The organism is Moritella sp. 36, assembly GCF_018219415.1.
Classification (GTDB): Bacteria; Pseudomonadota; Gammaproteobacteria; order Enterobacterales; family Moritellaceae; genus Moritella.
In genome coordinates this window covers 2,283,011-2,308,856 of sequence record NZ_CP056120.1, presented here as the reverse complement: position 1 = coordinate 2,308,856, position 25,846 = coordinate 2,283,011, and the positions used below count along the sequence as shown (strand labels likewise).

At 38.9% G+C, this 25,846-nt stretch carries 26 protein-coding genes and 2 tRNA genes; 10 read left to right on the top strand and 18 right to left on the bottom strand.

The window, feature by feature from the left end; translation table 11 throughout:
* Window position 1 precedes the first annotated feature (1 nt).
* From HWV03_RS10400 to HWV03_RS10360, 9 genes are all read right to left on the bottom strand, one after another.
* Window positions 2-643 (bottom strand): hypothetical protein, encoded by a 642-nt coding sequence (locus tag HWV03_RS10400; RefSeq protein WP_211679633.1) that lies wholly within the window; start codon window positions 641-643, stop codon window positions 2-4.
* A complete protein-coding gene (locus HWV03_RS10395) occupies window positions 640-2,421 on the bottom strand; it encodes a hypothetical protein (protein WP_211679632.1) in 1,782 nt (593 codons plus the stop codon). The genes HWV03_RS10400 and HWV03_RS10395 overlap by 4 nt, the downstream gene beginning before the upstream one ends.
* Window positions 2,418-3,569: a type II secretion system protein gene (locus HWV03_RS10390; RefSeq protein WP_211679631.1), complete on the bottom strand. Its 1,152-nt coding sequence runs from the start codon at window positions 3,567-3,569 to the stop codon at window positions 2,418-2,420. Before HWV03_RS10390 ends, HWV03_RS10395 begins: the two co-directional genes overlap by 4 nt.
* Window positions 3,559-4,101: a hypothetical protein gene (locus HWV03_RS10385; RefSeq protein WP_211679630.1), complete on the bottom strand. Its 543-nt coding sequence runs from the start codon at window positions 4,099-4,101 to the stop codon at window positions 3,559-3,561. The genes HWV03_RS10390 and HWV03_RS10385 overlap by 11 nt, the downstream gene beginning before the upstream one ends.
* A 29-nt stretch (window positions 4,102-4,130) precedes the next feature.
* Window positions 4,131-4,907: a prepilin-type N-terminal cleavage/methylation domain-containing protein gene (locus tag HWV03_RS10380; protein WP_211679629.1), complete on the bottom strand. Its 777-nt coding sequence runs from the start codon at window positions 4,905-4,907 to the stop codon at window positions 4,131-4,133.
* Between the two features lie 143 nt (window positions 4,908-5,050).
* Window positions 5,051-6,043, bottom strand: a complete 993-nt coding sequence (locus HWV03_RS10375) for a type II secretion system protein (RefSeq protein ID WP_211679628.1) — start codon at window positions 6,041-6,043, stop codon at window positions 5,051-5,053.
* A 157-nt stretch (window positions 6,044-6,200) separates the two neighbouring features.
* Complete coding sequence (locus tag HWV03_RS10370; protein WP_211679627.1) at window positions 6,201-6,374, bottom strand: hypothetical protein; 174 nt, start codon at window positions 6,372-6,374, stop codon at window positions 6,201-6,203.
* Window positions 6,375-6,384: 10 nt separating this feature from the next.
* Entirely contained in the window at window positions 6,385-6,765 is a 381-nt protein-coding gene (locus HWV03_RS10365) for a hypothetical protein (RefSeq protein WP_211679626.1), read from the bottom strand.
* 337 nt (window positions 6,766-7,102) lie between these two features.
* Window positions 7,103-7,531: a MerR family DNA-binding protein gene (locus tag HWV03_RS10360; RefSeq protein WP_211679625.1), complete on the bottom strand. Its 429-nt coding sequence runs from the start codon at window positions 7,529-7,531 to the stop codon at window positions 7,103-7,105.
* Window positions 7,532-7,658: 127 nt separating this feature from the next.
* On the opposite strand from HWV03_RS10360, the gene HWV03_RS10355 reads away from it, so the two are divergent.
* Complete coding sequence (locus tag HWV03_RS10355; protein WP_211679624.1) at window positions 7,659-8,186, top strand: carboxymuconolactone decarboxylase family protein; 528 nt, start codon at window positions 7,659-7,661, stop codon at window positions 8,184-8,186.
* 124 nt (window positions 8,187-8,310) lie between these two features.
* On the opposite strand, the gene HWV03_RS10350 is transcribed toward HWV03_RS10355, so the two are convergent.
* From HWV03_RS10350 to queE, 4 genes are all read right to left on the bottom strand, one after another.
* A complete protein-coding gene (locus HWV03_RS10350; RefSeq protein ID WP_211679623.1) occupies window positions 8,311-9,687 on the bottom strand; it encodes a DUF1329 domain-containing protein in 1,377 nt (458 codons plus the stop codon).
* 79 nt (window positions 9,688-9,766) lie between these two features.
* Window positions 9,767-11,581, bottom strand: a complete 1,815-nt coding sequence (locus HWV03_RS10345; RefSeq protein WP_211679622.1) for a DUF1302 domain-containing protein — start codon at window positions 11,579-11,581, stop codon at window positions 9,767-9,769.
* 283 nt (window positions 11,582-11,864) lie between these two features.
* Window positions 11,865-12,248 carry a nuclear transport factor 2 family protein gene (locus tag HWV03_RS10340; RefSeq protein ID WP_211679621.1) on the bottom strand — a complete coding sequence of 128 codons (384 nt, stop codon included), beginning with the start codon at window positions 12,246-12,248 and terminating at the stop codon, window positions 11,865-11,867.
* A 156-nt stretch (window positions 12,249-12,404) separates the two neighbouring features.
* Window positions 12,405-13,073: a 7-carboxy-7-deazaguanine synthase QueE gene (gene queE, locus HWV03_RS10335; RefSeq protein ID WP_211679620.1), complete on the bottom strand. Its 669-nt coding sequence runs from the start codon at window positions 13,071-13,073 to the stop codon at window positions 12,405-12,407.
* A gap of 132 nt (window positions 13,074-13,205) precedes the next feature.
* Here queE and HWV03_RS10330 point away from each other — a divergent pair, with 132 nt between their 5' ends.
* From HWV03_RS10330 to HWV03_RS10320, 3 genes are all read left to right on the top strand, one after another.
* The gene (locus tag HWV03_RS10330; protein WP_211679619.1) at window positions 13,206-13,601 is read left to right on the top strand and encodes a CidA/LrgA family protein; all 396 of its coding nucleotides are present in this window, start codon (window positions 13,206-13,208) and stop codon (window positions 13,599-13,601) included.
* Complete coding sequence (locus HWV03_RS10325; RefSeq protein ID WP_211679618.1) at window positions 13,598-14,287, top strand: LrgB family protein; 690 nt, start codon at window positions 13,598-13,600, stop codon at window positions 14,285-14,287. The genes HWV03_RS10330 and HWV03_RS10325 overlap by 4 nt, the downstream gene beginning before the upstream one ends.
* A 155-nt stretch (window positions 14,288-14,442) precedes the next feature.
* Window positions 14,443-14,646, top strand: coding sequence for a CPXCG motif-containing cysteine-rich protein (locus HWV03_RS10320; RefSeq protein ID WP_211675292.1), 204 nt, complete (start codon window positions 14,443-14,445; stop codon window positions 14,644-14,646).
* A 161-nt stretch (window positions 14,647-14,807) separates the two neighbouring features.
* On the opposite strand, the gene HWV03_RS10315 is transcribed toward HWV03_RS10320, so the two are convergent.
* Window positions 14,808-15,413, bottom strand: coding sequence for a riboflavin synthase subunit alpha (locus HWV03_RS10315; RefSeq protein ID WP_211679617.1), 606 nt, complete (start codon window positions 15,411-15,413; stop codon window positions 14,808-14,810).
* Between the two features lie 274 nt (window positions 15,414-15,687).
* Between HWV03_RS10315 and HWV03_RS10310 the strand changes: the two genes are divergently transcribed.
* A complete protein-coding gene (locus tag HWV03_RS10310; RefSeq protein ID WP_211679616.1) occupies window positions 15,688-17,064 on the top strand; it encodes an MATE family efflux transporter in 1,377 nt (458 codons plus the stop codon).
* A gap of 121 nt (window positions 17,065-17,185) precedes the next feature.
* Here the strand turns inward: HWV03_RS10310 and norR are convergent, their stop codons facing one another.
* Window positions 17,186-18,805: a nitric oxide reductase transcriptional regulator NorR gene (gene norR, locus HWV03_RS10305; RefSeq protein ID WP_211679615.1), complete on the bottom strand. Its 1,620-nt coding sequence runs from the start codon at window positions 18,803-18,805 to the stop codon at window positions 17,186-17,188.
* A 282-nt stretch (window positions 18,806-19,087) separates the two neighbouring features.
* Here norR and HWV03_RS10300 point away from each other — a divergent pair, with 282 nt between their 5' ends.
* On the top strand, window positions 19,088-20,320 hold the full coding sequence (locus HWV03_RS10300; protein WP_211679614.1) for an NAD(P)/FAD-dependent oxidoreductase: 1,233 nt from the start codon (window positions 19,088-19,090) through the stop codon (window positions 20,318-20,320).
* An 83-nt stretch (window positions 20,321-20,403) separates the two neighbouring features.
* On the opposite strand, the gene HWV03_RS10295 is transcribed toward HWV03_RS10300, so the two are convergent.
* Window positions 20,404-20,904 (bottom strand): GNAT family N-acetyltransferase, encoded by a 501-nt coding sequence (locus HWV03_RS10295; RefSeq protein WP_211679613.1) that lies wholly within the window; start codon window positions 20,902-20,904, stop codon window positions 20,404-20,406.
* A gap of 106 nt (window positions 20,905-21,010) precedes the next feature.
* On the bottom strand, window positions 21,011-21,538 hold the full coding sequence (locus HWV03_RS10290; RefSeq protein WP_211679612.1) for a GNAT family N-acetyltransferase: 528 nt from the start codon (window positions 21,536-21,538) through the stop codon (window positions 21,011-21,013).
* 286 nt (window positions 21,539-21,824) lie between these two features.
* Here HWV03_RS10290 and hmpA point away from each other — a divergent pair, with 286 nt between their 5' ends.
* The 3 genes from hmpA (at window position 21,825) to HWV03_RS10275 (ending at window position 23,283) form a co-directional block, all read left to right on the top strand.
* Window positions 21,825-23,015 carry an NO-inducible flavohemoprotein gene (hmpA, locus tag HWV03_RS10285; RefSeq protein WP_211679611.1) on the top strand — a complete coding sequence of 397 codons (1,191 nt, stop codon included), beginning with the start codon at window positions 21,825-21,827 and terminating at the stop codon, window positions 23,013-23,015.
* Between the two features lie 95 nt (window positions 23,016-23,110).
* Window positions 23,111-23,186 (top strand) — tRNA-Val (locus HWV03_RS10280).
* A 21-nt stretch (window positions 23,187-23,207) separates the two neighbouring features.
* Window positions 23,208-23,283 (top strand) — tRNA-Val (locus HWV03_RS10275).
* Between the two features lie 232 nt (window positions 23,284-23,515).
* On the opposite strand, the gene HWV03_RS10270 is transcribed toward HWV03_RS10275, so the two are convergent.
* Entirely contained in the window at window positions 23,516-24,544 is a 1,029-nt protein-coding gene (locus HWV03_RS10270; protein WP_211679610.1) for a hypothetical protein, read from the bottom strand.
* 345 nt (window positions 24,545-24,889) lie between these two features.
* On the opposite strand from HWV03_RS10270, the gene HWV03_RS10265 reads away from it, so the two are divergent.
* Window positions 24,890-25,828: a hypothetical protein gene (locus HWV03_RS10265; protein WP_211679609.1), complete on the top strand. Its 939-nt coding sequence runs from the start codon at window positions 24,890-24,892 to the stop codon at window positions 25,826-25,828.
* Window positions 25,829-25,846 lie beyond the last annotated feature (18 nt).

Genomic DNA, 25,846 nt, shown 5'->3' with positions numbered 1-25,846 from the left:
GTTAAAAGCTCAAAGTCAGTTGAATAAGCAGTTCTTTTCGTCCATTAACTGCTTGAAATGTATTACTGCGGGAAGACAATGAAAAATGCGTTACGACAACTCGGTTAGGTAATGAATCTAGCTGCTGAATAAAATCAAGTAAGTTGTGATAACGCCCATAAAGCTTTACATTGAAAATCGGACGTTCTAAAAAATCAGATAATTTCTGCTGATTCGCCTCCGTAAATTTAGTGAGATCTTGATTTGACCGTGCAACGCCTGCCATTTGCAATGAATGATTCAGTAAGAGTTCAGTTAAACGACTGCGCATATCCGCAACCGCTTTTTTACTGTTTAAATCAATGAATCTCCCTTCTATACCGGTTACATTATCTTTCGCTTTGTTTATGAGTAATTCAATTTTTTTATTTTCTTCCGCCAATTTATCTGAATCATTGTTATTCGCCCTATGTGGACGCGCAGATTTACGATCATCCTGACTATCTGTTAACTGCTCTTGCCAAACTTCACGTTGGGTTATTTGCATTTTTACACGCAGCATTAAATAACCACCGATAATACAAGCTATAACAAGCACACCAATTAATAATTTTTCGCGGATACTTATCGGCTGCTTTACTGATTTTGTTGTTTTATCCGTCATAATCCTGCAGGCTCCAATGTCATCATAAATTGGTAACCATCAAAACCAAAATCACTACGACCTTCTCGGCTTGAGCTATTTGTTAACTGCATGTTCCAAGGTTCTAGCTCAGCCGTAAGTTGTTGATTAAAACTATCAATGGCAAGCTGATCTGACGCCCAACCACTTAATTCAAAATGATACCAGCTCCCTTCTTCAACCATTTTCAATATCAATTGGTCATTAATACTACGAGAAATGAGCGGTAATAAATTAGCAATGAACTCCTGCCTTTTAAGTAATACTGTATTTAATCCTTGTCGACGAACAGAGAGTACCTCAAGCTTTTCTTCTAGTTGTTTTTTTTGCTTTTTTAAACGAATATATCGTTCATTTTTGCTATTAAGCTTTTCATTTATGTCGTCTATTTTTTCAACTGCAATCTCATTCTGCTGAATTTCTAAGAATACACGTTGCTCGGTATAATAATAATGTCCTTCATTTGCAGCGATAAAGGCGAATATGCTGAAACAAATTAACCCACCTTGTACAGATGTGTTTTTATACCAAGCGGGTGGCGGAGGTGTGCCAATTAACCGACTTTGCTGCTGTAAAGAATATTGATTAAAATAATGATTTGTAGCACCGACTATGGCAGCATCGCCAACAATTAATGTTTGTTTATCTTTCGCTAAGACACCATCTAGACATATCCATGTAGCATTTAATTGCGGCATTACTTCAGTAATTAAGTCGTTTATCTGAGGATGATAGCCACTATAATAGATAGCACTCGATTCATCCGCTATATCGGTTTGAAGTTGAACGTTTAAATGCTCAATTAATAAAGTAATGACTTCATCACTCGTTAATGCATGATCACTGCATCTATACTGCTTAGTTGCTGTCACTAAATTATTTTTAACAACAATGCTAGTAACCAATCCCACATTGAGAATGACAAGTAATTGTTCGTTTTCACTTATTGGCAGCTGGCTAACAGCACTGTGATGTTGCGAATAAATACCCGAAAGAAATATCTTGTTATGACTAAATGCATCGACCCATTGTTGTCGAATTGGCGCACTCATGGCCGCACATAACCAGAGCCCCCCCTGTTGATCGGTTGCTATCGGTTTATCACTCCAACTACAGTCAATCGTTGGATCTAATAATTGTGTTTCTTCATGAATACGTAAACATTCATCAAGTTGTTCCTTAGTAATATATGCAGCTCGAATGGCCAGTTCACCAAATCGTGCAGGTGCACGCCCTCCTCTGCCTGCTAATTTTTCCTTTTGTTCACCAAGGTCAACAAGCAATTGCTTACGCTGAGATTCAGCTAAGTAACCTTTGGCGATTAATAATCCCCCAATAGTCCAATAGGCGATGAGTTCGTTAAACAGTGGTTCCATTTCCCAACGAACAAGTTCTAACATCTGTTGATCTGACAATGTTTTATCACCGTCAATCGGCAATGAAATTAATGCTGCTGTCACAGCGCCTGACACCAGTAATGCTTTTTGAGGAATTGCACAGCCTGCAACCGTTAACTGTTCGCAAATTTCAGCTAGTGACTCATTACAGCTTGCTATTTTGTTATGCGCATATTCAATTAATGTTATTGCATCGCCACGGCGTTCAACCACATAGGCATTAATACCAAAGCCACGACTTTCAATCACCAAGAGGCGATTAGCGCCAGCAGACATTTTACCTAAAAACGAACGACTTAACGCTTTACTTTTATTTCCAACTAGCTTTCCGAATAAACTGCGTTTTAACGGCGATTGACTCATAATAAACTCAATATAATAGGTTCAGGTGATACACCCGGTAATAGGTTCACATAGGTAAAAGTAGGACTTTCAGCATTGTATATCTGCCATGTATTTGAACTGGGCGATATTTCTTCCAGCAAGATGACAGCATGACTACCCACTGTAATCTTTGCTTCACCATGTGCAGAAAAATCAAATTCGGTAACTTGCGTTGGTATTACCGCTTCGAAGTGCCACTGTTTATTAGTGCTATCGCTAAAAATGAGCGCAGTCATTTTTTGGGTGCTTATATTGCTAGGCCCTGGCGTAATTGATTGAATTTTATTAGCGTCATCGACAAAAATCGAATTATCGTCACCGGTTTCAACTATTTTGAATAAATTATTAAAAGGCGCAGATGAAGCTGTATTTACATTACTTTTTAATGTTTGCCAACAGCGTTTAACTTCCTCATTGTTACCATTACAATCGGTTCGATTAGTAAAGGAAATCAATGCAACTTTAAAATTGGTTGTTGTATCGGGTAAATTTTTTACCGTAACAGATAATTCATTAACATGAATAGATTTCTCGATATTGATACGATGAAAGTTATCACTGACATTTTTATACGTCGAACTTGCAGCCGAAATCGCCACGCTAAACGCAGTGTCATTATTGGTTACCTGAATATTAAAGGACTCACCCCAACTGTCTTTTATTTTTCCCTCTCCATCACGATATTGACTAAGATCGAATAATCCAGGACGACTGCCTTTAAATAACTGGCTATTAGTAATAACGTGTTTGTTATTACCATTCGCATCACTCGAATCATCGGCATCAAGATTGACGAAAATAGGCGTTGCAGAGTAAACATAATAATCATCTGCCGATGTGTAGCCGAGGAGCATATTCATTAACTCATTATTTAGTCCATTATCAGCACTGAATCCACTGTTAATTAACTGCCCTTGATAAAGGTGTACAGATGATATAAATCGTTGGATCATCTTTAACTTTTCAACGGATTGCTGGTAGCGTTGTTGGCTGTCTTTTTCATCAATAAAAGTTAATGATACAGAAGCCATCACGCCCATAATGATCATCACTAAGACCAGCTCGAGTAATGAAAATCCGTGCTGACTTTTTCCCAGTAGCCGATTGTTACTTAAATTAGCGCACATTAACTTCGCGCCTTTTACGTTCAATTAAAAATCGTTGGAACCAGTTAGGTTCTACTTTCTTTTCCCAACTATAAATCAGTAATCCTGGTCCATAGGGAGAATTGTAAACATGGTATGATTCGAAAACGACATCATCACCAATTGATAAATGCTCATTCATTCCACCCGCTAACTCATCAATAATGTAAACTGATAATGTTTTTTGCTGTTTAGAGGCAAGAGTTAACCCTTGAGTTGACACAACATTAGACTTAGGCGCGATGTCACGTATGACTTGATCTAGATATGCGTGTTTTCGTTGATAAGGAAGTTCAACGACCTTACCTTCGAATTTTATTTTTCGAAATAGTGATAATTCAACAGTGCCTTCACGCGTTGCTTTAAACTCGATAAGCATTTGATCAAGTTCATAAAATGGTATTTCACTTGAGTCTGTTTCAGACGCCATCAGATGAGTTGAAAATACGATTAAAATCAAAAATGAAACCAAATGTAATCTAAACAGTAAGATATTTAAACGAGCGTTATTCATTAATAACTCCTTTTTTAATAAATACATTTTCAGTAAACACATAACACGAGATCATCACCAAATTGGGTACGACATGTTTCATCACTCGTTAATGCACGACCGTCATAGCGGCCATTGGCTCCCATACTCACAATTCTTGCGTTGTCTTTTGTATTGAGATCAAACAACAAATAAGGTCGACCATATGCTTGATGGGGTGTTTGATAATTACTTGTTGTTGTACCAACGGCCCACCATTCCAATACACAATTATGTGTGTTCGGGTCGGGGTCACTACACGCTTGGATAGTAGGCGTATCTTGTTTAAATTTTTGAGGCTTAAATTGAAATGGGTCGGGAATAGCGCGAACTATACTGCTCATGTCGCCAAACAAGGGACTGCCCGAACCGTCTGAAATTAATTGGTTTCCTATATCAACTAAGCCGCTATCACCGCCACTTAAATAAGGGCCACGCCAACCACGTTGGTAATCATTATTCCACGGAATTTGAATTATGCCGTTACTGTCCATGCTTGAGTATAAAAACAATAAATCAACAGGAGATGTCTGATTTGGAAATGAAAAATTGTCTTTTTTATAAGTTAATAACGCATTCCTAATATTAAGCATTTCAGTTTTAGCTGTTGCTAATTGACTCTCTTTAACCGCGTTTTGATTAAACGAATACATAGCGCCACCAGCAAGTATTGCTAATATGCCCACTACAACTAATAATTCCAACAAGGTAAAACCACGATGACGATGAACGGTTGGATAATGAATTAGAGGTAAAATATTAGATGATATTAGTGAAATATATGTCATAGGTAACAACTAGAATAAGCAGTAAATATAAAGAAACAGAAAGTAGAATTAATTCTATGTTAAATAGACATAACCAAGAGGTATTCCCCCTTGATTATGTGCTTAGCAAACTAAACGAATTAATTAAATTTAACTAAATACGATTAGATTTTTTGACCGTTAAATTCAGCGATTTCTTCATCTAGGAAGTCACCACGCGCATCAACAACCGCTTGAACTTGTGCTTCACCGTTAGTAAACTCGTCACCTGCTGAACCCACGTTTATAAGTGCAATGTAATGAGCGTATTTATCTTTACCGACTTGACCGTAGAAAGGTGCTTTACTAAATGCAGCATTAGGACCTGTACCTACTAAGTCAGACGCTTGGCCAAGGCCCATTGCGATAAGCACATCGTTTTCCGCTGCGCCAAGTTTAATGTTGTTATAACCACCGTCACCTTGTTTCCAAATTAGCACTGGAGAAGCAGTTTCAATCGTACCAGCAAAACCAATACCACGGTATTTATAGCCTGTTTGACCATCTGGGCGTAAACCTTCAAATGCTTGATTTGGAATATCAATACCAACTAGACCCTCACCGCCATCACCAAAATCAACTGATGTTGTACCATCTAATGCAACTATTGACGCTTTAGTTGCAACATCTGTATCACATGCTTCAGAGATTGCATAACGCATGCTTGTAATACCCACATCGTTCAGTGCTGCTGCTTGCTTCGCTGTTAGTGCAGCAATATCGAATTTAGCCGCTAGTTTTTTAGTCATACCGCCGCCAATACCCGACGCATTTGATGTGCCACCGTATTTATAAGACGTCGTTGGAGCCGCTGTTGCAGGAAGTACACCACCATCAGTTGCTGAAGGGACTGAAGTTGATACCGTACCAGCGGCATCATAGTTGGCACAAACAAGAGATTCCATGTTGTTCGGAAGCGTACCTTTAGTCGTAGCTCGGTAGATACGAGTCGCATCTTCAATACCTGCGATTGCGCTTGTTGCAACACCACGTGCAGCGGTAGCTTCTTGACCACTGAACGATGAAAGCATTGCGCCACCGATGATTGCGATGATACCAACAACAACGAGTAGTTCTAAAAGCGTGAAACCGCCTTGATTTTTGTTTACGAATTTCATTTAAAAAATACCTATACTTGTGATTGTATAGAGTACACAGGCCTCGCGCCCGCTGCGTTCTATGAGATTTGAGTTTGTAGTTAAATGGACGACCTCTCGCCGCTCCATGGTTCCAGTTAAAAGCAGTTGCCTTTAACTGGGGGTTTACTGGATATAATCAGTCTTTCTGAAAATCCAAAGTAAATCTGTACTGTTTACCGCAGTGGATAATGATTTCTTTTTGATTACGCTTCAATATTTTCATTTCAACTCTAAAGTCACCGTAACCATCATGTTCAAACACTTCGTCAAACACTTCATTCAATTTTTCTTTTACTGATAGATCACTCATTCTTAGTCCCTTAAGTTGCGCTAACCACATCTTGTGTATTCATCACTCGGTCGACTAAATTAAATAGATAAGCAGGTAAGATAATTGATTTTTGTTTCGCTAATACCCGCTTTAGCTCTCGAGTACCAGTACCATCGACTTTAATTTTTGACCAACTAATAATCGTGTCAGTACCGCTAAAGTGAACGCCATAATTAATCACGTTAATTTTATTCAGTTGTTCATCACGAACCAATTCAATAACAATACATCTACTTTTTTTATTTATCGAAAAATCAACGACACAACCTGCATTTTTAGGCAATTGTTTATTGAGTAGTATTAGTACTGGCGTCTTTTTACTAATAACACTTTTTTTAAACCGCTTAAGCCTTGACACAAAACCAAACATAAACAACCCCTTACAATCAACCTACGAATGCGAACCATTCGCATATCGATGAGGGCATTCTAACTAAATTTATGATTATTGCAACATTGCTCACAATTAATTAGGCTTCAAAGTATGTTGGAAAAATGTAGTGACTGTAACAAAAGTGTCACACTGGAAAATGTAACGCTAAATTTGACTCTTAGGATAGTGATAATTATTGCAGGGGGAGTAGTTTTCAGCTAAAAAAATTAATTTGAAATATTGACTAAAATATCTCTTAATGGATAACAAAAATGAGTAATTGATATGAATTCGGATTAAGTAATTACAGACTATTATCAATTACTCGTACATTTTAAAGATCTAATAATCCCGAAACATAGTCATCATAACTTGACTCTATATCCAAATCGCATGCGGATAAATCTTTCATCGCTATCTTTTCTAGCGCTTCTAGTTCAGCTATATTCTCTTGTAATGCAAGTTGCTGCTCACGCAGTTCATCTAATCTTGTACGACTCTGGTGTAACATATACAACATACGAGGTGGGCTATCCGGTTTGTCATCATACAGCGCCAAATAATGCTTTGCTGATGCCAAGCTAATACCTAGACGTTTGCTACGTAAAATAATAATTAAACGGGCACGCTGACGATAATCATAATACATAAACCGTCCTCGACGTTCGGATTGTAATAATCCCTTCGTCTCATAAAAACGAATAGCTCGTCGCGTGATCGAGAACTCTTCAGCAAGATCCGCCGCGGTATAATACATCGTCATTAATTAAACCCTTATTTAAAAACTGCCTTATGCTTCGCATACGAATAATTTACCACAAATTCACCCTATTGCTTAATTTAAACCATAATTAGTGTTGCAAAGCTTATGTAATGCGTCGAGGTTAGTTATGCGTATCCCCAAATTACAATCAAGCCAATACTCGTGGTTTATACGTCCGATCTTGTGGTTACTTGCGAGAAAACAAAATAAGACCTTAAAACCCGCACAAATACTGGGGCGTAAACCTAGGCTATTCGCTGCCGTCTTTCTATTATATAAAACCATTAATAGAAGAAGTTCCCCTATTCAACTCTATATTCACGCACTCATGAGTGTACGCGTGGCACAGCTAAATCAGTGTGAGTTCACCATCGAGCATGACTCTAAAGTATTACGCAGTCTTAAAGAAAGGTTGAATAAAGATAAACTATTAGATTGGCAAAATTGCAGTGATTTCAAGCCTCAAGAATGTGCAGTACTGGCCTATACCGACGCAATTACAAACACGTCGTTACACGTGACTGACAGACATATAGATCAATTACGTTGTTATTATAATGATGATGAAATTGTTGAGTTAACCACTATTATTGTATTTCAAAACATGACCACAAAATTCAACACTGCATTTGATGTCTGCAGAAAAACAGTTTAGAAAATTCAATCCTAGCAGTCTCGAAAAATACGGGCTGAAAACGAAAAACGAGAGTGTTAATACTTTTATTAAGTACTAACCCTCTCGCTATAATTGTAATACTAATCAAACAAATTGATTAAAATTAACGGCCCATACGTTTCAATGCTGACGTAGAGAAATCTTTACGTTTCGCTTTGACGTCGAACTGAATACCTTTGCGCTCTTCATTATTCAGACCAGTCACAAGGTAACGACCGGCGATAATATCATAGAGCGTTTCTGCAGCAAACCAGTTAACATCAGCGTTATAATATTGAACTGAATGTGCTTCTGCAACACGCCATAAGTTGCCACGTGCATCATAATGGTCAATCACTCCTGCTTGCCAACTATCCTCATCAATAAAGAAGTTACGCTGTGCATAAACATGACGTTGGCCATCTTTTACTTTTGCTTGAACTTCCCACACACGATGCTTTTCGTAACGTGTGTATTCTTGGTTGATATGGCCAGGCTTCACAATATCTTTATATTCAAGATCGGTAGAAGAAAGGTTGTAAGAGTTATATGGAATATATAGCTCTTTTTTACCAACCAGCGTCCAGTTATAACGGTCAGGAGCACCATTGTACATATCATAGTTATCTGACGTACGTGAACCTTCTACGCCAATCCCTTCGCCATCATACGATACGTTTGGAGCACGACGAACACGACGTTGCCCTGAATTATAGATCCATGCTTTACGTGGTTCTTTCACTTGGTCAATAGTTTCATGTACAAGGGCAATCGTACCCGTTAGACGTGCAGGTGCGATAATACGCTGCATGTAATAGAACAAAATATTGTCATCTTTCTTCGCATCACGACCGCCTTTCAGCGCTTCAGGAATATAAAATTTATCCTGTACTTTTACCGCAGTATAAGCGCCATTTCGCTGCACTGGAATGGTGGTAATGACACGTTCAGCGTGACCACCACGATAACGAGTAATGTGATTCCAGATTACTTCTAAACCATTTTCAGGAATTGGAAACGGAATTGATATTTTAAAATTGTTTAAACCATTACCACCCGCCGAAAGACTCGTATTTAAAGCGTTATCTTTAATTGTGGCATAGATATCATCTGGCTGAGCAAAACTACGGCGCGTTTCATAAACAGGCATCTTATAAGTATCAGGATACTTCTTAAACATAGCCAACTGGCCAGGCGTTAAATTGTCTTTGTATTTATCAACATTGGCCGCTGTAATAACGAACTGCGGCTTATCCGCTGCGAATGGATTCGTCACCCTATCATTTTTACCAATGTCTGTCCCTAGGATTGCGTTAGTAATGCCGCCTGTCCATGCAGGAATGGAACCGTCAGCATTACCCGCTTTAACCGCACCGACTGGTGTTAACTCTTTCCCTAATTTAGCCGCATCTGCCTCACTTACTTTTGCAAGTGCTGATGCCGAGAATGCCATAGCTACTGAAATCGCAGCTACGCTATATGCTTTATTTAAAACTTTCATATTAAAATCCTTTTCGATAACGTCTATTCGCTCTATCCGAATTTACTCTCTAAAACTTAATATACTTATCAATGCCTAATTAGAACGATATACCAACTGCAACAGAAACATAATCACGATCAGATAGCGGGTTAAAATCACCACCAAATTGGGTATAGCTCACTGACGCATTGTATTTTTTTAGGTAATCCGCTTTTAAGGCAACATTGATACCTGTACGACCTTCCTGGAATGTACCTTGTGGTTCAGGGCTGTAACCATAAACGTCATGAGACCAAGCTACAGACGGTGCTAAATCAACACCAGCGAAAACATTACGGTAATCGGCTTTTACTGCTAGACGATAACCAGCACTGTCAGACGTTGTAAAGCCATCTTTATCATCACCTAAACCATCAAAACTAACGCCATAAACCGTTGCACGGCCATATTTAACAGCACCATCTGATTCATCTAAGTCCCATACGTGACCATAACCCAGTTCAGCAACCGCGGTAATTCGATCGGTACCCAGTGCTTTATCAAAGAACTTAATAAACGTCAGTTGCGCTTGGCTATAATCAAAACGCTCAAAACCATCGACAGTATCACCAGCTTTTGCCTTTCGGTATTCTGGCGTTAACGGTGAGCCATCGGAATCTGATAGTGCTGAAGCGAGAAGATCTGCGCCATTAATTTGCAGTGGCATATCCAGACGATGACTCACTTCACCTGATACCGCCCATTCTGAGACAGTTGTATTAAAACTAAGACCAAACAACTGAATATCTTCTGGATAAACAGTATGATAATGAGGGTTATACGCATCTACGCCAGGAATGAATGGTAATAAAGCTCCAGTAGCAGGATCACTCTTTGGTGCAGTGTTATAAACACCAGCTTCGGCACTCGCATATGGTAAACGAGAGTGGTAGTTCATATAATAGAATCCAAATTCGGTTGCATTTAAGCTTTCTGCATAATATTTAAATGCAACACCGAATTGACCATCATCAGATGCCATTTCATCCGTACCACGAGTTGCATAAATACCTGCATCATATAGACCTTTATCTGTTACACCAGTGCTAGGATCAACAACTAACGTGTTGCAACCTTCAGCTAAATAATCCGCTGTCGAGAAATAAGTACCACAACTATCAATCACTGTTGGTTCAAATTCCAATTGATAAAACGCTTCAATACTTAAATTATCTGTTAAACCCACGTTAGCAAAAATCATGTTTACCGGTAATAAACCTTCTTTTACTTCAGCTCCCGGACGACGGAAAGCGGCCGCATCAACAGGATTGACCGCGTTAATACCGCCTTGAATGAATGAACTTTCCCCCCAGTTAACGACTTGCTTACCAATACGTAAATCAACAGCTGTGTCACCTAAGTAGAAGCCAGTGAAGACATAAGCATCAAGTAATGCGACACCTTTCGATTTAGTTAAATCATTAAAATCATCATCATTAATAGGCTGATTAGCAACGTAACCATTTGTACCACTACCGTGTATGGCATCATTTTTATCTAATGCATAGTCATACCAATACTTACCACGAACAAAGGCACCAAAAGTTGTGCCCTCTTCTGTTTCATACGTTAAACCAAGATCATGAATACCTTTAATAGTTTGAGTAAAAGCATCACCTTTATCATAGTTTAAATTACCGTCGTCACCCGTAGGTGTATTACCCTTAAGACCACCATTGCCGACACCGACATTTTTGGCATCTTGCTCTTGAACACGCCAGCTTGAACCCGCAGAAATTTGTGAGTTAAATGAACCTTCAACATCACCCCAGTTAAATTCAATTGCATGTGGTGCGGCTGTATAGCCTGAGACGATTAGTGCAAGAGCAATTGGTGTTGTTCTAAAAAATTTCTTCTGAGTTGTATTTTTCATAATAGTATCCATGCTACACCTTTAATTTGTTTTCATTCCATTAACAATTAGGTTGTAAGTATTATATTCACATAATACTTTTACTACACAGTCTCAGGTATAGGCTAAACGTGCCAAATTACTGTCAATCCAAGCCAAAAAGATATTTTATGCGAGCTATGTCAAACAATTAAAATAGATATAGAAACTTTACATCAGGGAGCCGCCCCCCTAAAGCGGAGGTAAACAGAGAAATAGTATTAGATAAGTGGGGGAGATATGAATGAATTAATATACATGCTTGTCAGTTTTTTGTTGCTTGGTGGAATTGAAGCCGCCATTGTTGGTTGTTAAAACGCCAAATTGAACTACGTAAACTGCCTGTTTCTTTTACCTTACCATCGTTAATCGAATTCGCTTGATAACAAACCAGCATTGTATCTGCAGCTAACTCAACAACTTTAAACTGAGTCAAGCTCCAACGTTGCGTCGCTGACTTGGCTAATAACCATGCCACTATCTCGCTACGTGAAGTATAAGTTCCTATTGGTGATATCTCAAATAACTCAGGGTGTAAGACCTCATCAAGCCGCATCGGAGATTGTGAAAAATCACTATGTAATAAGGTTTCTTCACGTTGTTTAAAGCGATCGATTAGTCCGGCGTCTGATGTATCAAAATGATTCATACCTGTCCCTACTTTCTATTAATACTTATTGATACTAGATGGCGATGATTTTGTCATGCCAACTTGATTTCTATTTTAGCGATGCGTTATGCCGCCATCCCCTGCTACAGATAAATAGAGCAGAAGGTAGGCGAATATCAACACATGTAACACAACTTAATCGATAAAGATGTATTTATGCATTTGAACAGACAGTTTCCAGTTACGTTCAATACATAGCTTGATCGCTAAGTCTGTTGCACGTTTTTGCTGTGAGATAGGCTGTAAACACATAATCTTGTCCGTAGTGTCTATATTCGCAATTAGCTCGTCCAGCTCTTCAATGTGTTTTTCCATTGCGATCACATGTTTAATTTCATTTGCACGACGCAGTGCACTCTGTAGAACCGGTAGCTGACCTTTCATCTGGATCTTTGGTGATACTGTCACCCAAGTCGTGTCTGTTGCGCGAACTTCGGATGTTCCCGAAGTCTCAATTTGGCAGAAATATCCTGCTTGTTCTAATTCACGCGTTAATTCGACAAGGTCATATTGGCAAGGTTCACCACCCGAAATCACAATATGCTTTGCAACAAAACCGTTTTTTTGTATCATGGCAATGAATTCTTGTGCAGTAAAGTTCGCCCAATGTGGTTTATCATCGCAAGCTTTGTTCACCGTTTGTTGTGACACTTGCATCTCGGGATCAACAGCCCAAGTTTGTTTGGTATCACACCACGAACAACCTACATCGCATCCTTGTAGGCGAATAAAGATAACGGGATAACCAGTAAAATGGCCTTCACCTTGTACTGTTTCAAAAATTTCATTAACCGGATACTGCATTTTTATAACCTAATAAACTTCAAGTAACGTTTATTGTATCATCTGCCCTGTATATTTTTAACATTTTATATAGGGCGCTTTCGATCGCACAGTAATTGCTTAGCAATCGCATAATTAGTAGGTAGGTAATCAATGAAAATATGGCTGTACAATATTTTCACCATTTTTTGTTTTGTGGTTTTAGGGCGTGTTATTAGCATGCTATTACCCGTTGAATTTCCCTCAAGTATCATCGGCTTATTACTTTTATTTATCGCATTAAGCAGTGGCATGCTAAAGCAAAAGTATGTAGCAAAAGTATGCTTTCAACTTAATCGTCACATAGGTATCTTATTTGTACCTGCAGGTGTTGCCCTCATGGGTTACTTTGATTTAGTGCAACAAAACTTGCTGCCCCTCATCATGGCGAGTTTCATTGGTACTGTTGTTATCTTTTTTACCGTTGGACATACCTATTGTTTTTTTAATCGAGCAAGTGCCACCAAATCAAATAAAGCACTAAATAAAAAACAAGGTGGTGATAAATGATCGTATATTTAGCTATCCCATTAACCCTTGTTATCTATTTTTTTGCGCAATGGATTTATAAGAAAACCGCACTTGCGATCTTTAATCCAATCCTGCTTTGTATTGGCATGTTAATTACCATCATGATGGTATTTGGATTTAAGCTTGAAGAATACGAACAAGGTACAACGATATTAACGCGTTTGCTCGAACCTGCCGTTATTGCCCTCGCCTTCCCCTTATATCAACAATTTGTCCACGTTAAGGCAAAAATAGTACCCATATTAATTGCCTGTAGTGCTGGCGTAATTATCGGGTTGGTCGTTACCGTATTCGTCGCCATTAGCTTTTCAGCTCCACCTGAAATTGTGGCCTCAGCAGCACCTAAGGCAGTAACCATGCCAATAGCAATGGCAATTAGCGAAACGATCGGTGGGATCCCAGCTATTTCTGCGATCATGGTTATTATGGTCGGTATATTTGGTAACGTCTGCGCACCATTTTTATTGAAACATTTACGAATTCACACCCCCGAAGCCCAAGGACTTGCTATTGGTGCAGGTTCACATGTTATTGGCACTTCTAAGGCGATGGAACTGAGTCATACTCACGGTGCGTTTAGCACCACAGCATTACTCATTAGTGGCGTATTAACATCTATTATTGCGCCGATGCTATACCCTTACCTACTCAGTTGTATGCTCTAGTATAACCACATAACATCCATTTTTTGGTACTGATATCGAGATATGTCAGTACCTATTTTCATCGTTACCCATGCCTAATACTCCAAACATGCAAAAGTACAATCTTCAGCTAAAATAAGCTTAGAGGATGCGATATATAACCTGCGGAGGTTATCATGAAACAATTTTCCCATAGAACAGTTGTGTGTCCACATTGTGGTAAATTTATCACGGCGGATATTGATGCCAGCAATGGCGAGCAAGATTTTTATGATGAGTGCAGTGCCTGCTGCAATAGTATTCACTTTAAATTATTGCATGATCAAGCTCATGAAAAATTTGAATTATTTATTGATGCGGATGATGAGCAAATATTTTAAATACGAAGCTTTAAATAAAATGCTTTTGAATACAAATTGTATAAATAAGGTCGTATTAGAGAGTGTGTGAATTTAGAGCGATGCGGCATGTTTGAAAAAACTGCTAAGCCTGAATATCGCTCTTATGATGCTATTTTCTATCAACTATAAGGTAACGTTAATTACTTATTTGCCATCATACGTTCGACAGTATCAACAATCGCTTGTGTCTGGCTGTCAATTTCAATGTTTACAAACTGACCAATACGACGACTGCCTAGGTTCGTTACGGCTAACGTTTCTGGTATTAAATGAACCCAAAAATGACCGTCTGCTACATCACCTAATGTGAGGCTGATACCATCAATTGAGATGAAGCCTTTTGGTAATACGTATTTTTGCCATTCTTGGGCTATTTTAAAGCAGATATCGCAGTTAGTTTCAGTACGATTAATGGTGACAATTTCAGCTTGTGTATGTACATGACCCGACAATAGATGCCCGCCAATCTCATCACCAAATTTTGCAGCGCGTTCTAGATTAACTTCATCGCCTACTTCAAGGTCGACAAGATTCGTTACTTTAAGTGTTTCTTCAATCACGTCAAAGCAAACACTGTCATCATTCATTTTTACTACCGTCAAGCATGTACCGTTATTCGCGATACTTGCACCGATAACTAAACCGTCTTGATGTACTTTATCTAGCGCAACTTCTAACGTATGTAATTGCTCTTTTTTTTCGATACTAATAATCTTTGCTTTTCTTTGTACAATACCAGTAAACATAAATGACCTTTATCACTACTTAAACGAATATACCTAACTATATCGTGTTAGTTTAGATAATTCATCTAGTTAATAACTTGATGTTAATATCGAATAAAATAAATTTAAATACATCTTTAAATGCTAGCCATAAAGGATTATTATGCTTCTAGCTGGATCAGGTATACCCTCACGAACGCGAATATCACAACATTCATAATCACTTCTTTCGTTTTCAGCAACATCAATTCTTAGAATACACAATATAACAACCCCAAAAATATTCGGAGTAGCAGTGCAGAAATATCGATCTGAGGTTTCTAAATTATTTAAATTAATGGTTCCAATTTTGATCGCACAACTTGCGTTCACTGTCATGGGCTTTGTTGATACCGTAATGGCTGGCGCAGTAAGTGCAACAGACATGGCGGCGGTCGCGATCGCCAACAGTATTTGGTTCCCAGTACTCATGTTTTTGATCGGCATTTTAATGGCGGTCACCCCTATCGTAGCGCAACTTTATGGCGCTAAAAAGAAAAATCAAATTGCACAAGTGGTTCAACAAGGTATCTGGTTTGTATTAATCACCTTTCTGCCTATGATGGCGCTACTGTATTACAGCCCTATGGTCCTTGAATTCATGCATGTTGAAGATAGATTAGCTGAGCTAACAACAGGTTATTTACGTGTTATTTCATTAGCATTGCCTTTTGCATGTGGTTATCAAGTATTTCGTAGTTACCATGAAGGTCTAGGCATTACCAAACCAACCATGGTGATTGGTTTAATTGGTATCATGGTAAACGTACCTGCAAACTACATCTTCATTAATGGTCACTTTGGTATGCCTGCACTGGGTGGCGTTGGTTGTGCTGTTGCATCTGCATTAGTATTTGTTGCTATGTTTTTTTCGATGATTGCTTATAGCTACTTCCATAAAGACTTTAAAGAGATCAAATTATTCGATCAAGTTTATGGTATCGATAAAAAAGAAATGTCGCACATCATTAGTGTTGGTTTCCCAATTGCCGCATCTATGTTCTGTGAAGTAACTTTATTTGCAGTTGTGTCTATTCTGTTAGCGCCACTTGGCGCGATTACGGTTGCAGCACATCAGGTTGCGTTAAACTTCTCATCAATGGTCTTCATGCTACCACTTAGTATTGGTATTGCAGCGACAATTACCGTTGGCCAATATGTTGGGGAGAAAAAACCACTACAAGCGAAGTTTGCCAGTATCACTGCGATGTGGATGGGTGTTGGTTTTTCTGTGATTACTGCGATCTTCACCATTATACTGCGTAACGAGATTGCAGAAATTTATACCGAAGACATGACCACCATTAATATTGCAACAGGTTTAATGTTGATTGCCGCTGTGTATCAAATTTCAGATGCAGTTCAGGTTATTGCTGCTGGTGCATTACGTGGTTATAAAGAAACAAGTGTGATCTTTTACATCACCCTATTCTCTTATTGGGCTGTGGGCATGACTATTGGTTATACGCTGGCATTAACAGATTTAATTGTACCAGCAATGGGCGCAGCTGGTTTCTGGATTGGATTTATTTCAGGTCTAACAATGGCGGCAATATTGTTATCGATTAAACTTGCAAGTGTTTATAAGAAAACAACGCAAGATCATACAGTTGAGTTAGCGACAGCAGCCTAATCAATATTGCTGTTTGGTTAGTACTAAACATAATAAAATAATTAAAAGGCGGTAGTGATTCAGATCACTACCGCCTTTTTTATACAACTTCGATGACGTTTAATCAAGTAAACGCGATGGCTTACTGAATATCAAGTCGCTTCATCAAGCGATGTAAATTACTTCTATCAACCCCAATCGCGCGTGCCGTTGCCGCCGAATTACCATTATTTTCAGCTAACATACTTTTGATAAACTGAGTCTGAAAATCGTCGGTTATTTGTTTTAGGTTATTATCATTGGCACTCGGGCTAATCACAATTTCGCCTTGTTCAACATTGCTATCAACCGACATAGCAGCCGATCTATTCATCGATAAAGAAGACGTTAATTGATTACTATCATTGGCTGTTTGTATATCTAAATCACTGCTTTCGAGTATCACAACACGCTCATCTTTGCGGTTACGAGCTGCTGCACGTAACGAGGCTCGACTTAATAGATGCTCAAGCTCACGCACATTACCTGGCCATTCATACGCCAATAATGCACGCTCTGCATCTTTGGCTAACGTTAAATTATTAATACCGACTTTACGTTGGATCTTAGCAAGGAAATTACCTGCTAATAACAAAATATCGTTACCACGTTCGCGTAAGCTTGGTACTTTTAAGGGATACACAGTTAAGCGATGGTATAAGTCATCTCTAAAACGTCCTTCTGCAACCTCTTTCGCTAAGTCTCGGTTCGTCGCTGTAATTAAACGCACATCAACCTTATGTGGCTTATCACTGCCTAAACGTTGGAGTTCACCAAATTGAATAACGCGTAATAATTTGGCTTGAATAGACATAGGTAATTCACCAATTTCATCTAAAAATAACGTGCCACCATCGGCAAGTTCAAATTTACCCAAACGGTTTTTAGTTGCGCCAGTAAATGCACCAGCGACATGGCCAAATAGCTCACTTTCGACCATGGTTTCGGGTAATGCAGCGCAGTTAACTGTAATTAATGCTTCATTGGCACGTTTTGATGCCATATGAATTCGACGCGCGACTAGCTCTTTACCCGAACCAGATTCACCATATATTAATGCCGCTAAGTCAGAGTCAGCCACTAAGTCTATTTCTAAATTAAGCATGTTCATCGCTGAACTTGAGCCGATCATTTCCTCACTGAACTTCTCGCTAATTAAACTCGCAGTCACTTGCTCTTGGCGTTGCACTCTTTGGTCTAATGCAAAGATTAAGTTGGCGGTTTTTATCACAGCTTCGGTCAAGCCAATCATGGAATTCAGGATTTGTGGGTCGAGAGAATCGAAGCGTTGTGGATTAAGCGCATCCATAGTGACAATACCCCACGGCTTGTTATCAATCACTAAAACCGCGCCCATACAATCGTGGACATTAAGTTGTCCATCTGGCGTTTGGATCAAGCCGTCATAAGGATCGGGTAGATCACAGGCAGCATCAAAACGGAGTACTTTTTTTTGTACTTCATTTTCGTAGTTAGCTAGAATCTGCTCAAATCTTGGATGTTCTGCAATGGGAAAATGTCGCCCCATTGCTTCTATTTGTAAACCGTTAGCCGATTTAGGCACCAAATTATCGCCTTCCAGCTTGAGTAATACACACGCGTCACATGAAAAAATATCCCGCCATGACTGCAATAATCGGTTATATCTTTGGTGCTTAGGTAGTTCTCGAGAAAGGTCATAGATAATCGTATCTATGCTCTCGATAAAACGGAGATTTTCCATTGTAACTAGTCCTTAAATCGGTCATTCAATAAGTATTAGTTATAGCACTGAGTAGTCATAGTGACAACATAAAATACTACAATTATATTTTTATAAAAAGCAAGGAGTTAAATAACCACCTTAGAGCTATAAATACACCAGCCTAGCTTGATTTATATCAACTATATTTATCGATTTACTTAAAGATTTTAACCAAGTATCGAACATGTGATAAAATCAGCATATAAAATATTTTACTAACTCAATCTGCCGAGCTAATACTCGATATAATAAGGAATTTTTGTGTCTTCAACACAACCAGCACATGTCGTCATTATTGGCGCAGGCCCTTCAGGCTCGCTCGCTGCTGCACTACTAAACAAGCAAGGCATTAACGCAACTATTATCGAAAAATCAATATTCCCACGTTTTTCTATTGGCGAGAGTTTATTGCCAGCGTGTATGGAATCACTTAAAAAAGCCGATATGTTTGATGCTGTCAACGCTGCTGGTTTCCAATTTAAAAATGGCGCTGCTTTTCATGCTTCTGGCAAATACACTGAGTTTGATTTCACCGATAAATACACCGCAGGTGAAGGTACTACATTCCAGGTACAGCGTGGACACTTTGACAAATTGCTTGCCGATTGTGCAGAGCAACAAGGCGTCACGATTAGCTATGAGCACGAAGTTAAAAACGTTGATATTAGGAGAGAAAAACCATTATTAACCGTCTTAGATAAAAATCAAAATAGCTATGAAATAGAAGCTGATTTTATCCTTGATGCCAGCGGTTTTGGTCGTGTATTGCCTCGCTTACTCGGACTGGAAGAACCATCAACTCTGCCTCCAAGACGCGCTATCTTTACCCATATTGAAGATAACATTACTGCCAATCACTTTGACCGTAATAAGATCTTAATTTCCGTGCATCCAGACGACAGTAAGGTTTGGTATTGGCTCATTCCATTTAGTAATGGAAGTTGCTCGTTTGGTGTAGTAGGTGAACCAGAATTCTTTGCCAACTATCCTGATGACCACATTGAAGCGTTAAAGCAATTAGCCAAAGAAGAGCACAACCTAGCGGCGTTACTTGCACAAGCAAACTACCCTAACGCTTGTGGCTCTATCATGGGTTATTCTGCTAACGTGACTAAGTTGTTTGATCGCCATTATGCTTTGCTTGGTAATGCGGGTGAGTTTTTAGACCCGGTATTCTCGTCTGGTGTGACGATTGCGATGAAATCAGCTGAGCTTGCAACTGACTTATTAATAAAACAGTTCAACAATGAAACCGTTAATTGGCAAATGGAGTATTCAGATACGCTCATGACCGGTGTTAACGCATTCCGTTGTTATGTTGAAGGCTGGTATAGTGGTGAATTCCAAGATGTGGTTTTACACGAAAATCCTAATCCGAAGATCAAACAAATGATCTGTTCGATTTTAGCAGGTTATGCGTGGGATAAAACCAATCCGTTTGTCGCAGAACCAGCCCGTCGATTGAAAGTCGTTGCCGAGCTTTGCAAGTCTTAAGTCAATAACGAAACCTTCCTCAGTCATTGAGGAAGGTTAATAATTGAGCTCAACAATAATTGAGTCCAAACTTTAAAATTACCCTACAAGAGTTTTTCTATAAGCACTTCATCTATATATTTACCATCTATCTTAGCGTGTTTTTTAGCTATGCCAATAACTTCAAATCCCTGTTTTAGATAGGTTGCCAATGCATCTTGGTTATCATTCCGAACATAAGCAAACAATTTCTCATAACCTTTGGATCTTGCTCGTTCAAACGTGGCGTTAAATAAGCTGGATGCAATACTCTGTCTTCTATAGCTACTATCAACATAGGTGCCGATGATGCCGACATGATCAAAGGCATGGGTATACGTTGCAAAAGGTTCTACGTTTTGAAAGCCTACAACGTTTGATTCTTCTAAGCTGACTGCAACATTAAAGACCCCTCTTTCAGGGAAGTCCTGGATAAATTTTTCTTCCTCTTCAAGTGAAAAGGTTGTGTCGAGAATCGTATAAAGACCAGCCTCTACGATAGGGTTCAATATGTTGATAATTCCTTGTGAATCTTCTTTTTGAACGTCTCTAATTATCAATTTCATTTTGTTCCTTCGCTGTATGAGGTATCCGGCCAAAGCAAAGTAAGTCAACCATTACAGGTGGTTATTAGCGCTTAAATTATCAATGCGTGATACCTATTGCTATATGTCAGGCTTGCAATTGCAGCTGGTATATATGTAAGTCCTGATTTTCATTACCTGCATTCATGTAGTTAGGTATTGAACCCACTAACTCCGCACCCGATTTTTTTGCCACACTAATACTCGCAATATTCTTTTCAAGACACCTAAATTCAATTATTTTTGCATCAGTACTCTCTAACAAAAAAGAAGGTAAATGTGCAATGATTTTAGTCATGATTCCATTACCATGCACAGCATGTGATAGCCAATAGCCGACCTCAGCAACACCACTCTCAGTTGAAATAGACTTAATAGCAAAGACACCACAAACTTGTGCATTGAATTTTATTTTGAACCATCGAGAACCTGGCAAGCCACTATGTAAACGTTCTACTATGTATTTATGAGCGGATACTTCATCTCGGACGCCATCAACCCAATAGAGATACATCCCTAATTGGGGTCGACTGGATTCAACTAAATTTAATATAGTTAAAGAATCACCTTCCTCTAGAGAAAGTAATTCGATGCCATCTGTAACATTCAATTTCATCTTAACTCCTTTATGAACAACATCTTAGCAATTTCAGGCAACAAGGTAAACCGGGTGAACATTAAACTTAATTCCATTTAGTTCACACACATGCAGTTGTCATTTGGACACCGCGTTGTGTTATTGACAACTAAATACGCGTGTCATAATAACAACGAACTCATAGTAAAAACAATAAACCAATTAAAAACAACAACTTAAAAACTTGGCACGACTACTGCAATAGAACAAACATAAAGATTGATGTAGATCAATTTATTTCACTAACCTATACAAGGTAGCTAATATGTTAACGCAACACACTATTGATATTATCAAAGCGACTGTCCCTGCTGTTTCTGTTCATGCCAATGATATTACAGCGCATTTTTATCCTTTGATGTTTAGAGAATATCCAGAAGTAAAGCGTTTCTTCAACCAAAAAAACCAAGCAGGTAATGCTCAGCCTAAAGCATTAGCTAATGCACTTGTTGCTTATGCAGCTAATATTGACAATCTTTCAGTATTAGAAAAAGCGGTAAGTGTAATTGTAAATAAACATGTTGTTCTTGATATTCAACCTGCGCATTATGAAATTGTTGGCGAATGTTTATTAAAAGCGATCAAAGCTGTTTTAGGTGATGCCGCTACAGATGAGGTTATTGATGCTTGGGGACTTGCATACTGGCAACTCGCTGACCTACTTATCGGGGCAGAAGAAGCTGTTTACTCTGCTAATGAAGAAGAAAAAGGCATGTGGCGTGGTGAACGTGAATTTAGAGTAACTACAAAAGCAGCTGAAAGCGATAACATTATGTCATTCTACCTGACGCCAACCGATGGTGAACCAGCGCCTTCATTCACACCGGGTCAATTTTTGGGCTTAGTATTAAACATTGATGGTGAAGAAACACGTCGTCAATACAGTTTATCTGATTCACCAAACTCAGAGTACTTACGTATCAGTGTTAAACGTGAAGAAGGTGGCGCCGTATCGAACTACCTACACGATCGTATTCAAGCGGGTGACACACTGCACGTATTAGCACCTGCGGGCGACTTCATCCTAAAAGACAACAACAAACCGGTTGTACTGGTAACAGGTGGCGTTGGTATTACTCCAGCAATAAGCATGCTAAATAGCTTAAAAGGCACAGACCGCCCTATTCACTTTATTCATGCAGCAATGAACACCAAGGTACATGCATTCCGTGACCATGTAACAAACCTTGCAGCTGAAAACGAAAACATCAAACCCTACTTCGTTTACAGTGATGCAACATCAGAATGTAAACCAGATGCAACAGGTTTCATCAACTTAGCCATGCTTGAAGACAAAATCGGTGATGATCGTGATGTAGAATTCTATTTCTTAGGTCCAAAACCTTTCATGCAAGCAATGAATGGCTTCGCACCAAAATTAGGGATCCCGGCTGAAAATGTCCATTTTGAATTCTTCGGTCCGTCAGAAGATCTAAATATCAACCCAACTGCTTAGTTTTAAAGCAAAGGACTGATATTATTTAAAAAAGACTTGCCGATAATTTGGATGCGGGCTAATATTTGTCTCGTCTTAACGACATACCAAATTATGCTCGCTTAGCTCAGTTGGTAGAGCGCTAGCTCGACATGCTAGATGTCACAAGTTCAAATCTTGTAGCGAGCACCATTTTTTAATGGTACAAACAACGCGTCCTTAGCTCAGTTGGTAGAGCGCTAGCTCGACATGCTAGATGTCACAAGTTCGAATCTTGTAGGACGCACCAAATAATGAAGCCTTGCTCAATGAGCGAGGTTTTTTTATATCTAAAATTCAGAGTTTGTTATATTTGAAGTGCATCGAGAATAGTTAACATTAAGCTTGAAGGCATTACCACCACAGGTTTTAGCAAAACCCATACACAGCAAACCCGCTAAACCAATTAATGTGCAAACCGGCTTAGCAAAGTTTCAATACTGATCAACACTCTTGGTATTAAGTGTTTAAATCCCGCGCTTTCAAAGCTCAGATAAACAAGAACGACTATCAACACCCGCATCGTTCAAAACACTTAACTGATTAACAATAATCGCTTTTAGTTCAGACACCGCAGCGACATAGTCTGCATCAACGTGTTGCAGAGCTTCATAACCAGGGAAACTTAATCTTAACTTACTCATTTGCTTATCTATGCTGTTAATCACCAAGACTGAACTTGCGTGATAAATTTTAACTAGCTTATCTGCTTTCTGTTTATCAATAATAGATAAACCCTCTAAGATCCCTGCTTCACCCACAAAATGCTCCGCCATTGCAAACTCAACATCTTTATACCATTCGCGCACCGCCAGCAGGGGCACAACATCAGTATTCAACCCCTTGTGATACGTTGCTAAGATCGGTGCTTGTTCAAACAGCTCATCAAAGTGTGCTTGAGTATTAGCGTATTTGATCATGGCTGGAAATAACAGCTTAATGTCATCAAGCTTTAGCTGTTCATTTGTTGCGAGGATTAATGCTTGTTGCTTAGCATTACGCCATTTAGATGAGAACCAACAAAACATCCCTGCATTATCTAAACAGCATTGAAGATTTCTCAGTGTACTCGCAGACCCTAACTTATGAGTATTTACAAACGGCGCGAGTTTCTTATTTAACGGTTTTAAAATGGCTAACAGCTGTTGTAATTCAGCCAAACGAAAGTCCATTTCATAACAATTAAAACTATCATCCCTTAACGACCACAGTGCTTGTGGCGCACTTTCGATAATCTTCACCAATGCTGCAAGCTGTTCGCGACTGGTTGCAGAACCTTGAAAACAAATATGTAACCTTGATGGTAAACTTGTGATTAACGGTGAATAGCTATCTTGCAATTGCTGACAGCTAACGAGAACAGCATCAAGTTCAAGGATCTGGAATTCTATCGCTTCAAGTGTCATCAAGCCCGAGATACCCAAGTTACTTAGCTGTTTAACAGCGCAAGCATGTGAATCGTCGTTTAGTATTTTATCTTGTAGTAAACGATTCGTTTCCAAAGATGACATTATTTTATCCTACTCAATATTAGATTATGCAAATTAACCACATGTTAAGCTTAACATAATCAACTTCAAATATTTAACAGGCTTCAGCTTACCTTATTCCTAACACTTAATCGACCTACTTCATCTTACCCGCTATTCAGTAGCAGAAGAACACACAGCCCTAACACGTCAAGAACCCATTAAATTATTAGATCCAGATCAATTAACAAGAAATAACTAGAACTAAGACTGGCATAGTTGTTGAATGTGAATAATTAGTTATTTAAATATTTATTAAAAACTGTTTAAATGTTGTAGTTATTATTGATGATATAAATTCAGTGAATTCAAAGAAAGTGGTGATCTATGAAGACAAAGCCAGTATTAGACCAATTCATTCAGCGCCACCAGTTGGATGCAAACTATTTAACCCATGCATCAAAAAATTTTTCGAGTGCACTGTTAAGTATCGTAGCGCACCAAAAACAAGCAAAACAAACCTTCCTCGTTGGTATTAATGGCTGTCAAGGTTCAGGTAAGTCAACGCTTGCTGATTATCTAGGTACTCGCCTAAGCACAGAGTTTGACTTAAACGTCGCGGTATTATCACTTGATGACTTTTATTACAGTCGGCATCAGCGCAACGAACTGGCCAACCAAGTTCATCCTTTACTGCGTACCCGCGGTGTTCCCGGCACGCACGACATGAATCTTGCTAATGTGACATTAGATAAGCTGTGTGCAGGCGCAAGCGAAAGCGAACCAGTAAAATTACCGAGATTTAACAAGTTTGCAGATAACCCTTACCCACAATCACAATGGCCAATTGTTGACCGCCCTATTGATGTGATTATATTGGAAGGTTGGTGTTTAGGTGTGCAACCCCAGTTAATGAAAGAGCTTATTTATCCGATCAACAAATTAGAAGCAATAAAAGACAAGTACGGAATTTGGCGCAGTTATGTTAACCAACAATTAAAGCAGAACTACCAGGAATTATATCAACGTATTGATCATTGGATCATGCTTAAAGCACCCAGCTTTAACAGTGTACAAGCATGGCGATTAGAGCAGGAAAACAAACGTCAAACACTTGAAGAAAATACTGGCCATAAGCAAAAAGAAACATTCATGACAAGTGCAGAGGTCCGTAACTTCACCGCTTATTTCCAGCGTATTACCGAGCAGTGTTTAGCCACGCTTCCCAATCAATGTGATTGGGTATATGAGCTAGATAATCAGCGTAACATCGTCAATATAGTGCATCAACAATCGCTAGGCGAAACTGCTACAGATTCAATTTAGCTATTTGCTCACTCAATT

Coding starts and splice junctions, on each gene's coding strand:
- HWV03_RS10360 (WP_211679625.1), bottom strand. CDS start 7,531: ATGACGATGTATTATACCGCGGCGGATCTTGCTGAAGAGTTCTCGATC.
- HWV03_RS10390 (WP_211679631.1), bottom strand. CDS start 3,569: ATGTGCGCTAATTTAAGTAACAATCGGCTACTGGGAAAAAGTCAGCAC.
- HWV03_RS10365 (WP_211679626.1), bottom strand. CDS start 6,765: ATGTTTGGTTTTGTGTCAAGGCTTAAGCGGTTTAAAAAAAGTGTTATT.
- HWV03_RS10380 (WP_211679629.1), bottom strand. CDS start 4,907: ATGACATATATTTCACTAATATCATCTAATATTTTACCTCTAATTCAT.
- queE (WP_211679620.1), bottom strand. CDS start 13,073: ATGCAGTATCCGGTTAATGAAATTTTTGAAACAGTACAAGGTGAAGGC.
- HWV03_RS10345 (WP_211679622.1), bottom strand. CDS start 11,581: ATGAAAAATACAACTCAGAAGAAATTTTTTAGAACAACACCAATTGCT.
- HWV03_RS10400 (WP_211679633.1), bottom strand. CDS start 643: ATGACGGATAAAACAACAAAATCAGTAAAGCAGCCGATAAGTATCCGC.
- HWV03_RS10295 (WP_211679613.1), bottom strand. CDS start 20,904: ATGAAATTGATAATTAGAGACGTTCAAAAAGAAGATTCACAAGGAATT.
- HWV03_RS10385 (WP_211679630.1), bottom strand. CDS start 4,101: ATGAATAACGCTCGTTTAAATATCTTACTGTTTAGATTACATTTGGTT.
- HWV03_RS10315 (WP_211679617.1), bottom strand. CDS start 15,413: ATGTTTACTGGTATTGTACAAAGAAAAGCAAAGATTATTAGTATCGAA.
- HWV03_RS10325 (WP_211679618.1), top strand. CDS start 13,598: ATGATCGTATATTTAGCTATCCCATTAACCCTTGTTATCTATTTTTTT.
- HWV03_RS10320 (WP_211675292.1), top strand. CDS start 14,443: ATGAAACAATTTTCCCATAGAACAGTTGTGTGTCCACATTGTGGTAAA.
- HWV03_RS10395 (WP_211679632.1), bottom strand. CDS start 2,421: ATGAGTCAATCGCCGTTAAAACGCAGTTTATTCGGAAAGCTAGTTGGA.
- HWV03_RS10330 (WP_211679619.1), top strand. CDS start 13,206: ATGAAAATATGGCTGTACAATATTTTCACCATTTTTTGTTTTGTGGTT.
- HWV03_RS10355 (WP_211679624.1), top strand. CDS start 7,659: ATGCGTATCCCCAAATTACAATCAAGCCAATACTCGTGGTTTATACGT.
- HWV03_RS10290 (WP_211679612.1), bottom strand. CDS start 21,538: ATGAAATTGAATGTTACAGATGGCATCGAATTACTTTCTCTAGAGGAA.
- HWV03_RS10265 (WP_211679609.1), top strand. CDS start 24,890: ATGAAGACAAAGCCAGTATTAGACCAATTCATTCAGCGCCACCAGTTG.
- HWV03_RS10375 (WP_211679628.1), bottom strand. CDS start 6,043: ATGAAATTCGTAAACAAAAATCAAGGCGGTTTCACGCTTTTAGAACTA.
- hmpA (WP_211679611.1), top strand. CDS start 21,825: ATGTTAACGCAACACACTATTGATATTATCAAAGCGACTGTCCCTGCT.
- HWV03_RS10270 (WP_211679610.1), bottom strand. CDS start 24,544: ATGTCATCTTTGGAAACGAATCGTTTACTACAAGATAAAATACTAAAC.
- norR (WP_211679615.1), bottom strand. CDS start 18,805: ATGGAAAATCTCCGTTTTATCGAGAGCATAGATACGATTATCTATGAC.
- HWV03_RS10370 (WP_211679627.1), bottom strand. CDS start 6,374: ATGAGTGATCTATCAGTAAAAGAAAAATTGAATGAAGTGTTTGACGAA.
- HWV03_RS10350 (WP_211679623.1), bottom strand. CDS start 9,687: ATGAAAGTTTTAAATAAAGCATATAGCGTAGCTGCGATTTCAGTAGCT.
- HWV03_RS10340 (WP_211679621.1), bottom strand. CDS start 12,248: ATGAATCATTTTGATACATCAGACGCCGGACTAATCGATCGCTTTAAA.